Raw genomic sequence first — 4,206 nt, forward strand, 5'->3', positions numbered from 1 at the left:
CCATTGTGAAAGTGCCGTAAAAGGAGCGCTTGAAGGGTTGGAAGGCGTGCAAGGTGTTGAGGTGAATCTTGGCACAGGCAAAGTTGATGTTACTTATGATGATACAAAGGTAACCATTCAAGACATGCGTGACGCAGTGGAAGATCAGGGCTACGATGTTGTAGCGTAAATATAGCGTAGAAAAAACCGGTTTCCATGATTGGGAGCCGGTTTTTTTATGTGATTAACCTTGCATGAATAAATTATATGACTGATTGGGAAGCTACAAAGAGTCATTTGGCATTGATGGGAAGTCAGATCGCGCGACAGCGGCATCAAATCACGCGACAGCACGTTTTTGAAAGGAGAAGCAATAGTGGATTCAAAAGATCAAGGATCAGAAAAAGATACGAAACTCGAATCACAAATTTCCGAACATCAGCAGCACTTAAAACTCAACTCGTCTGAATTAAGTGACTTATGGGCTAATTATCTTGGCGATTCTATGTTTTCCTATATTTTTGAGCATTTTTTAGAGTTGGTTAAAGATGACGAAGTAAAAGACCTTCTATTATATAATCAAAAATTGTCAAAGCAGCATCTCAACACGATTTCAGAGCTGTTTATTCAGGAAGGCATTCCCGTTCCTGCTGCTTTTGGATCCTCGGATGTCTATAAAGGAACACCGCGTTTATTTGACGATACCTTCATGTTATTTTATGTCCAGCAAATGGCTATTGGTGCGTTCGGCCAATATACACGGGCCTTATCGAGCAGTATACGACAGGATGTCATGGATTTTTACCGGCAGGGTGTTCAGGAATTAAATGAAATTTATGAACGATCAACACATCTTCTGCTTAAGAAAGGAACCATTATGAAACTGCCAAATATTCCGTATCCAAGCCATGTGGAATTCATTGACAAAAAATCGTTTAACAATTTTCTGGCAGGAAAAAATCGTCCGATAGCCGGATTGGAAATAAAATATCTACACTTAAATATTTCAACTAATATTTTGGGAAAATCCCTAATGATGGGGTTTGCGCAAACAGCATCTTCCCAAAAGCTACGGAATTATTTTAAGAACGGGTGGCAGCTGGCAGACAAACAAATTAAACAGTTTGGGAATATTTTGGCAAGTGAAAACATCCCATCCCCAATACTGATGGATCCCCATGTAACAAATTCAAAAGTCCCAGCGTTCAGTGATAAGCTCATGGCCTACCACGTTATTTTGGCCAATCAATTAGGTATGGAAAACTTAGGAATATCCATGTCGAGAACGCTTAGACATGACATTCACGCTAAATATGCAAAATTCATCGGTGAAATCGGATTATATGCCAATAAGGGACAGGAAATGATGATACAACATGGCTGGTTTGAAGAACCTCCGCTAGCTACTGATCGAAAAAAAGCTGTAAAAAATCCGCTTCAGTAAATTTGTCCCCCTTTAATCAGGGGTGTATATTTTTCAACGAACTTTTGGAGAAGTGTATTTTCTGCTAGTCATAATGATTAATGGCGTACCAATAATAGTAGGCAGGAACCAGTACCAGAGCTCAGGAAGTGCATTCAGCACCGGAATTCCGCTAATATTTGTGATTATAACGGCAGTGACAATGCCAATATAGGAACCTGCCATCCCGCTTAAATGAAAACTCAGCCAATTGCTCCATCGCATTTTGACGGCAAGATAACCTGTAAAAGCAAGACCATACGAAAAAAGAGCAATGTAAAAAAGATGTGCACTTTCTTCCCAGTGCAAAACGGCCATCGCAATGGATGTAACCAATACAACCACATATGAGCCATGATAAATGTCACCTGAAATGGTATGCCTGCCGCGTTTTTTTCTGGCAGTCATAGCAGACAGTCCACTTATTAAGCATATACTGCCGGTGATAATGTGCACAATCAAAAAAAGATTGAACAAATCACATTCCCCCATAAAGTATCGTTACCTTTACTATACTATATCTGAATTTTAAATAAAATCAATCATATCATGATATTCAATCGAGATGGTGGGACAGTGATCCCCCCATGTCCCTCTTTGGAATGCAGGTCTAAGAGTGTATTTATTTCAGTCACTTGAACAATCTATATTCAAGTGATTAATTTTCATGACAGGTGATTTTGAATGCACATATTTATTATCTTTTTGGTCATTTTAGCTGCATGGCGCTGGGCGGACTGGTCACGTTTTCAACAATTCCATGCAACCATGCTCTATATTATAGCCATGAATTTATTATACTTCTTTTTTACGTTTGATTATCCTCTGTGGACGTTTGAATCGAACATAGGTATACCTGAACGCGTTTTGAACCTTTTGCATGCGTTTATTGTTCTGCCATTGACCATAATTATGTTCCTATCACGCTTTCCGGATGCAATCATTCATAAACTATTGTATATAGCAAAATGGGTTTTATTATACATTGTATTTGAATGGGGCGGGTATCACCTGGGTGCAATCGAATATCATAATGGTTGGTCAGTTACATGGTCTTGCCTGTTTGTACTGGTCATGTTTCCGATGCTGAGACTCCATTACACCCGGCCGCTGATAGCCTATGGTTTGTCAATTATCATTATTGCTGTCTTACTTACCTTATTTAATGTGCCCTGGGTTCATTAAAGTCATCGATTGTCGGACTGTTAACATGGTCATAGGAGCTGTTAACATGGGAATAATTTTACTATGGATTTTTCTCATTTTAGGGTTAATACTTTTGAATATTGCCTTTAAAAAACAACCGCTTAAAAATTGGCTGTTATGTTTTTTGATCGCAGCATATTTTGTCACAATTTTAGGTGATCTGGTTGTTAAGTATGAATTGCTTTCCTATCCGGTGCAGTTGTTTCCCCTATTTCAGTCAAGTGTTCTTTATGAGTATTTGCTGCTGCCGGTCATGTGCGTTTACTACTACCAGAGGACTTATCGTAGAGGTGTATTCAATTGGTTTTGGATGGCACTCGTTTACAGCAGTTTCCTGACTGCATTTGAAGTATTACTGGAAAGGAACACTGACCTTGTTCATTATATTACCTGGAATTGGTTTTATTCACTGGTAAGCCAGTTTTTACTTTTGTTGTTTATCCGGTGGCTGATGTGGCTGATTAACGATGTGGCGGGAAAAAGGGAAAGCACCAATGGTTCCTCCTGAAAGTTCTAATTGGCCGGATTATCGGGACATGATAGGTTAAACAGAAGCTATCAATAAGGGGGTACAGAACGTTTATTGTCTGTATTCTTTATCTATAGAGGCTCAAATAATTTTCATTTGTATCAAGGGTTAAGCAGTCAACAAATGGTCGACGCTAGTGACAAGTAAATAAACCCAAGAGGTGATTTTTTGAGGAAATCAATATATTTGCGTCTCCTTGGTGCCATTTTTGCGGCGGGAGTTGTACTGGGCCTGGTTTTGTACATACTAACAGGTGAAGGTGGGACGACCGATGAAAATACTGAGAAGGAAGATTTGTACAAGCAAGAGACCGTACAAGTACTGAACGAGACTGTCGAAGTCCTATCAGTAGATGATAGGATGATCAATACAACCAATTTGCTTGACAGGTTATAAAAGACAATACCAGGATCATCCAGCTCATTTATTTTCTTCAGTATGTTTTATTTGACGACAATCCCGGCTCCAGGAAGGATTGAAATAGAGAATTCGCTGATAAATCTTTAATACATACATAGCGTGCTTAATCCAGGGTCACACTAAAAAAGACTTTTAAGCAACGGAGGCGATATAGATGGCACAGAATTTACATCAGCAATTGCAACAGGCAAGTCAGCAAATACAGGAAGCTCAGGAATCTGCACGTTCGGCACAGGGCTCGGACGAACGTCTTCTGGATCAGGCAGAACAGCAGCTGCAGCAAGCCGAACAGCAACTGCAGAAGGCCCAACAGGCTGGCACCGAGGCAACAGAGAATCCGCAGTTTCAGCAAGCTTATGAACAGCTGCATGACACGCGCCAGCAAATACAGGAAGCGCAGCAAAATAATCACGACGTTTTATAAAATGTGAAGAGGCTGGGACAAAAGCATTTTTATTAAAGAAAACTCCGAACTTAAATTGGTGCCTATGTCCCGCTCCGGAAATATACTTCGTGCTCGTCGTGTTGCATGAGGTGTCGGAGAAGCAGCATTCCTCGCAACTCGCAGTTTACTCGGTGGATGTTCAGCTCGTCGCTTTCCGCGGGCGGC

The 4,206-nt window shown here is 40.4% G+C and carries 7 protein-coding genes; 6 read left to right on the plus strand and 1 reads right to left on the minus strand.

The features are described 5' to 3' along the window. On the plus strand, positions 1–169 hold a 169-nt coding region (locus VK080_RS06885), incomplete at its 5' end, for a cation transporter (protein ID WP_324224040.1). A gap of 186 nt (positions 170–355) precedes the next feature. Further along, positions 356–1,423 (plus strand): DUF3231 family protein, encoded by a 1,068-nt coding sequence (locus VK080_RS06890; RefSeq protein ID WP_324224034.1) that lies wholly within the window; start codon positions 356–358, stop codon positions 1,421–1,423. Positions 1,424–1,456: 33 nt separating this feature from the next. On the opposite strand, the gene VK080_RS06895 is transcribed toward VK080_RS06890, so the two are convergent. Continuing rightward, the gene (locus VK080_RS06895; RefSeq protein ID WP_414672228.1) at positions 1,457–1,918 is read right to left on the minus strand and encodes a DUF2306 domain-containing protein; all 462 of its coding nucleotides are present in this window, start codon (positions 1,916–1,918) and stop codon (positions 1,457–1,459) included. Between the two features lie 207 nt (positions 1,919–2,125). On the opposite strand from VK080_RS06895, the gene VK080_RS06900 reads away from it, so the two are divergent. The 4 genes from VK080_RS06900 to VK080_RS06915 all read left to right on the plus strand — a co-directional run bounded on the left by VK080_RS06900 (position 2,126) and on the right by VK080_RS06915 (position 4,020). Further along, positions 2,126–2,626, plus strand: coding sequence for a CBO0543 family protein (locus VK080_RS06900; protein WP_324224036.1), 501 nt, complete (start codon positions 2,126–2,128; stop codon positions 2,624–2,626). Between the two features lie 46 nt (positions 2,627–2,672). Beyond that, positions 2,673–3,155: a CBO0543 family protein gene (locus VK080_RS06905; protein ID WP_324224037.1), complete on the plus strand. Its 483-nt coding sequence runs from the start codon at positions 2,673–2,675 to the stop codon at positions 3,153–3,155. A gap of 189 nt (positions 3,156–3,344) precedes the next feature. Then, positions 3,345–3,572 (plus strand): hypothetical protein, encoded by a 228-nt coding sequence (locus VK080_RS06910; RefSeq protein ID WP_324224038.1) that lies wholly within the window; start codon positions 3,345–3,347, stop codon positions 3,570–3,572. A 178-nt stretch (positions 3,573–3,750) separates the two neighbouring features. Beyond that, positions 3,751–4,020: a hypothetical protein gene (locus VK080_RS06915; RefSeq protein WP_324224039.1), complete on the plus strand. Its 270-nt coding sequence runs from the start codon at positions 3,751–3,753 to the stop codon at positions 4,018–4,020. Positions 4,021–4,206: the final 186 nt, after the last annotated feature.

Source organism: Lentibacillus sp., assembly GCF_035301925.1.
Taxonomy (GTDB): Bacteria; Bacillota; Bacilli; order Bacillales; family Amphibacillaceae; genus Lentibacillus.